4 protein-coding genes are annotated in these 3,893 nt (G+C 66.8%); all 4 read right to left on the reverse strand.

Features of this window, described 5'->3' with window-relative positions; translation table 11 throughout:
• On the reverse strand, nucleotides 1-166 hold a 166-nt coding region (locus AC3FOF_RS44390), incomplete at its 3' end, for a biotin carboxylase N-terminal domain-containing protein (RefSeq protein ID WP_488730299.1).
• A 130-nt stretch (nucleotides 167-296) separates the two neighbouring features.
• Complete coding sequence (locus tag AC3FOF_RS44395) at nucleotides 297-1,085, reverse strand: enoyl-CoA hydratase/isomerase family protein (protein ID WP_488730297.1); 789 nt, start codon at nucleotides 1,083-1,085, stop codon at nucleotides 297-299.
• Between the two features lie 45 nt (nucleotides 1,086-1,130).
• Nucleotides 1,131-2,738 carry a carboxyl transferase domain-containing protein gene (locus tag AC3FOF_RS44400; protein WP_276269200.1) on the reverse strand — a complete coding sequence of 536 codons (1,608 nt, stop codon included), beginning with the start codon at nucleotides 2,736-2,738 and terminating at the stop codon, nucleotides 1,131-1,133.
• A 69-nt stretch (nucleotides 2,739-2,807) separates the two neighbouring features.
• On the reverse strand, nucleotides 2,808-3,893 hold a 1,086-nt coding region (locus tag AC3FOF_RS44405), incomplete at its 5' end, for an isovaleryl-CoA dehydrogenase (RefSeq protein WP_488730298.1).

Consider the following 3,893-nt stretch of genomic DNA (forward strand, 5'->3'; position numbering starts at 1 on the left):
CGGCCGCGCCGCCGATGTGCACCGCTTCGTCGCACAGCGCCACGTGGCGGGCGTTGGCGTCGGCGTCCGAATAGACAGCCACCGTGCGGATGCCGAGGCGGCGGCAGGTGGCCGCCACGCGGCAGGCGATTTCGCCGCGATTGGCGATCAGGATCTTGTTGAACATGGCTGTTCCTATTTTATGGGTTCGGGCAGCAAGGCTGCCCGGGCCGCCCGGCGCGCTTCACGCCTGCGGGGCGGCTAGCGCCCGGTGCTGCATGGCAGCGGGCAAACGCAAGATTGGCTGGGTGGCGGGCTCAGACAGGACGCCATGACGGCGAACGCTTCTCCAGGAAGGAGCGCACGCCCTCGCGGCCCTCTTCGGACGCGCGGATGGCTGCGATACGGTCTGCCGTATCGGCCAGCAGCGCGTCGTCGATGGCGCGTCCGGCCACTTCCTGCACCAGCCGCTTGCTCTCGCGCACGGCGTTGGGGCTGTTGGCCACCAGCGCGGCGGCTATCTCGCTGACCCTGGCGTCCAGCGCATCGGCCGGCACCACCTCATGCACAAAACCCAGCCGCAGCGCCTCAGCGGCGCCAAAGCGCTCGGCCGTGATGAAGTAGCGGCGTGCCGCCTGCTCGCCCATGGCGCGGATCACGTAGGGGCTGATGGTGGCCGGCAGCAGGCCCAGGCGCGCTTCCGACAGGCAGAAGTTGACCGGTTCCGCCGCCACCGCGATATCGCAGGCCGCGACCAGGCCCACGCCGCCGGCGTAGGTGTCGCCGTGAATGCGGGCGATCACCGGCTTGGGACAGGCCCAGATGGTATGCAGCATCTGCGCCAGCGTCAGCGCATCGGACCGGTTCTCGTCGTGCGAGTAGCCGGCCATCTTCTTCATCCAGTTCAGATCGGCGCCGGCGCAGAAGGCCGGGCCGTTGCCGGCCAGCACGATGGCGCGCACCGTGGACTCGCTGCCCAGCGCGCGGAAGGCGCCGGTCAACTCCGCGATCACGGTCTCGTTGAAGGCATTGCGTACGTCCGGCCGGTTCAGCGTGACGGTGGCCACATGCTGTTCGGCGGTGACGGTAAGGGTGGTGAATTCCATATTGCGTTCTGGTCCTGTGCTGTGCGGGAGTGGATCGGCGCGGCGTTACATGCGGAACACGCCGAACTTCATCTCGCCGATCGGCGCATTCAGGCTGGCCGACAGGCCAAGGCCCAGCACCGTGCGGGTTTGCGCGGGATCGATCACGCCGTCGTCCCACAGCCGCGCGCTGGCGTAGTAGGGGTGGCCCTGGTGCTCGTACTGGTCGCGGATCGGCTGCTTGAACTTGTCTTCATCCTCCGCGCTCCAGCTGCCCCCCTTGGCCTCGATGCCGTCGCGGCGCACGGTGGCCAGCACGCTGGCTGCCTGCTCGCCGCCCATCACCGAGATCCGCGCGTTCGGCCACATCCACAGGAAGCGCGGCGAATACGCCCGGCCGCACATGCCATAGTTGCCCGCGCCGAACGAGCCGCCGATGATCACGGTGAACTTCGGCACCTGCGCCGTCGCCACCGCCGTCACCATCTTGGCGCCGTTGCGCGCGATGCCTTCGTTCTCGTACTTGCGGCCCACCATGAAGCCGGTGATGTTCTGCAGGAACACCAGCGGGATCTTGCGCTGGCAGCACAGCTCGATGAAGTGCGCGCCCTTCAGCGCCGACTCCGAGAACAGGATGCCGTTATTGGCGATGATGCCTACCGGATAACCCCAGATCCGCGCAAAGCCGCAAACCAGCGTGGTGCCGTAGCGCGCCTTGAATTCGTCGAAATCGGAATCGTCCACGATGCGCGCGATCACCTCGCGCACGTCGTAGGGCTTGCGCGTGTCGGTGGGAATCACGCCGTACAGCTCTTCCACCGGATAGCGCGGGGGCAGGGGCTCGTGCAGGCGGATCTGGTCCGGCTTGCGGCGGTTCAGGTGCTGCACGATATTGCGCGCCAGCGACAGCGCGTGCGCGTCGTTCTGCGCAAAATAATCGGCCACGCCCGACAGGCGGGTGTGCACGTCGGCGCCGCCCAGGTCCTCGGCGCTCACTTCCTCGCCGGTCGCGGCCTTCACCAGCGGCGGGCCACCCAGGAAGATGGTGCCCTGGTTCTTGACGATGATGGACTCATCGCTCATCGCCGGCACATAGGCGCCGCCGGCGGTGCAGGAACCCATCACCACCGCGATCTGCGGAATGCCCGCCTTGGACAGGTTGGCCTGGTTGTAGAAGATTCGGCCAAAGTGGTCGCGATCCGGGAACACGTCGTCCTGGTTCGGCAGGTTGGCGCCGCCCGAGTCCACCAGGTAGATGCAGGGCAGGTTGTTCTGCTCGGCGATCTCCTGCGCACGCAGGTGCTTGCGCACGGTGAGCGGATAGTAGGTGCCGCCCTTGACGGTGGCATCGTTGCAGACGATCACGCATTCCTGCCCGGCAATGCTGCCGATGCCGGTGATGATGCCGGCGCCGGGCGCGGCATTGTCGTACATGTCATAGGCAGCGAGCTGCGACAGCTCCAGGAAGGGCGTGCCCGGGTCCAGCAGTTGCTGGACGCGCTCGCGCGGCAGCAGCTTACCGCGCCCGAGGTGCTTGGCGCGCGCTTCCTCGCCGCCGCCTTCGGCCAGCTTGGCGATCTTCGCCTTGAGGTCGGCGACCAGCGCCTGCATGGCGTCGGCGTTGGCGCGGAAGGATTCCGAACGCGCATTGAGTTTGGTTTCGAGCGTGGGCATGGAGTCTCGTGCGGTGATCGTTGTGCGGTGGGGGCGGGCTCAGGCGACAAGCCGGGCGGGGTACGCGGTTTATGCGGTTTCAGCGTACAGCTCGCGCCCGATCAGCATACGGCGGATTTCCGAAGTGCCGGCGCCGATCTCGTACAGCTTGGCGTCGCGCCACAGGCGGCCCACCGGGTATTCGTTGATATAGCCGTTGCCGCCCAGGATCTGCACCGACTCGCCGGCCATCCACGTCGCTTTCTCGGCGGTATAGAGAATCACCGCGGCGCAGTCCTTGCGCACCTGGCGCACGTGCTCCGTGCCCAGCGAATCGAGGTTCTTGCCCACCGTGTACAGGTAGCTGCGCGCCGCCTGCAGCGTGGTGTACATATCGGCCACCTTGCCCTGGATCAGCTGGAATTCGCCGATGCTCTGGCCGAACTGCTTGCGGTCGTGGATGTACGGGGTGATCACGTCCATGCACGCCTGCATGATGCCCACCGGGCCGCCGGACAGCACGGCGCGCTCATAGTCCAGACCGCTCATCAGCACCTTGGCGCCGCTGTTCTCGGCGCCGAGGATGTTCTCCACCGGCACTTCCACGTCCTGGAACACCAGCTCGCCGGTGTGCGAGCCGCGCATGCCGAGCTTGTCCAGCTTCTGCGCCACCGAGAAGCCCTTCATGCCCTTCTCGACGATAAAGGCCGTCATGCCGCGCGCGCCCAGCTCCGGCTCGGTCTTGGCGTAGACCACCAGCACGTCGCAGTCCGGGCCGTTGGTGATCCACATCTTGGTGCCGTTGAGCACGTAGCGGTCGCCCTTGAAGTCGGCGCGCAGTTTCATGCTCACCACGTCGGAGCCGGCATTCGGCTCGCTCATCGCCAGTGCGCCGATCCAGTCGCCGGAGACCAGCTTGGGCAGGTATCTGGCTTTCTGCGCGGCGGTGCCGTTGCGGTGGATCTGGTTGACGCACAGGTTGGAGTGCGCGCCGTAGGACAGGCCGACCGAGGCGGAGGCGCGGCTGATTTCCTCCATGGCGATCATATGGGCGAGGTAGCCCATATTGGCGCCGCCGTATTCCTCGGCGACCGTGATGCCGAGCACGCCGAGATCGCCCATCTTCTTCCAGGCGTCCATCGGGAACTGGTCGGTGCGGTCGATCTCGGCCGCACG

It is taken from the genome of Cupriavidus sp. 96C5-1, assembly GCF_057798855.1.

Coding starts and splice junctions, on each gene's coding strand:
- AC3FOF_RS44395 (WP_488730297.1), bottom strand. CDS start 1,085: ATGGAATTCACCACCCTTACCGTCACCGCCGAACAGCATGTGGCCACC.
- AC3FOF_RS44400 (WP_276269200.1), bottom strand. CDS start 2,738: ATGCCCACGCTCGAAACCAAACTCAATGCGCGTTCGGAATCCTTCCGC.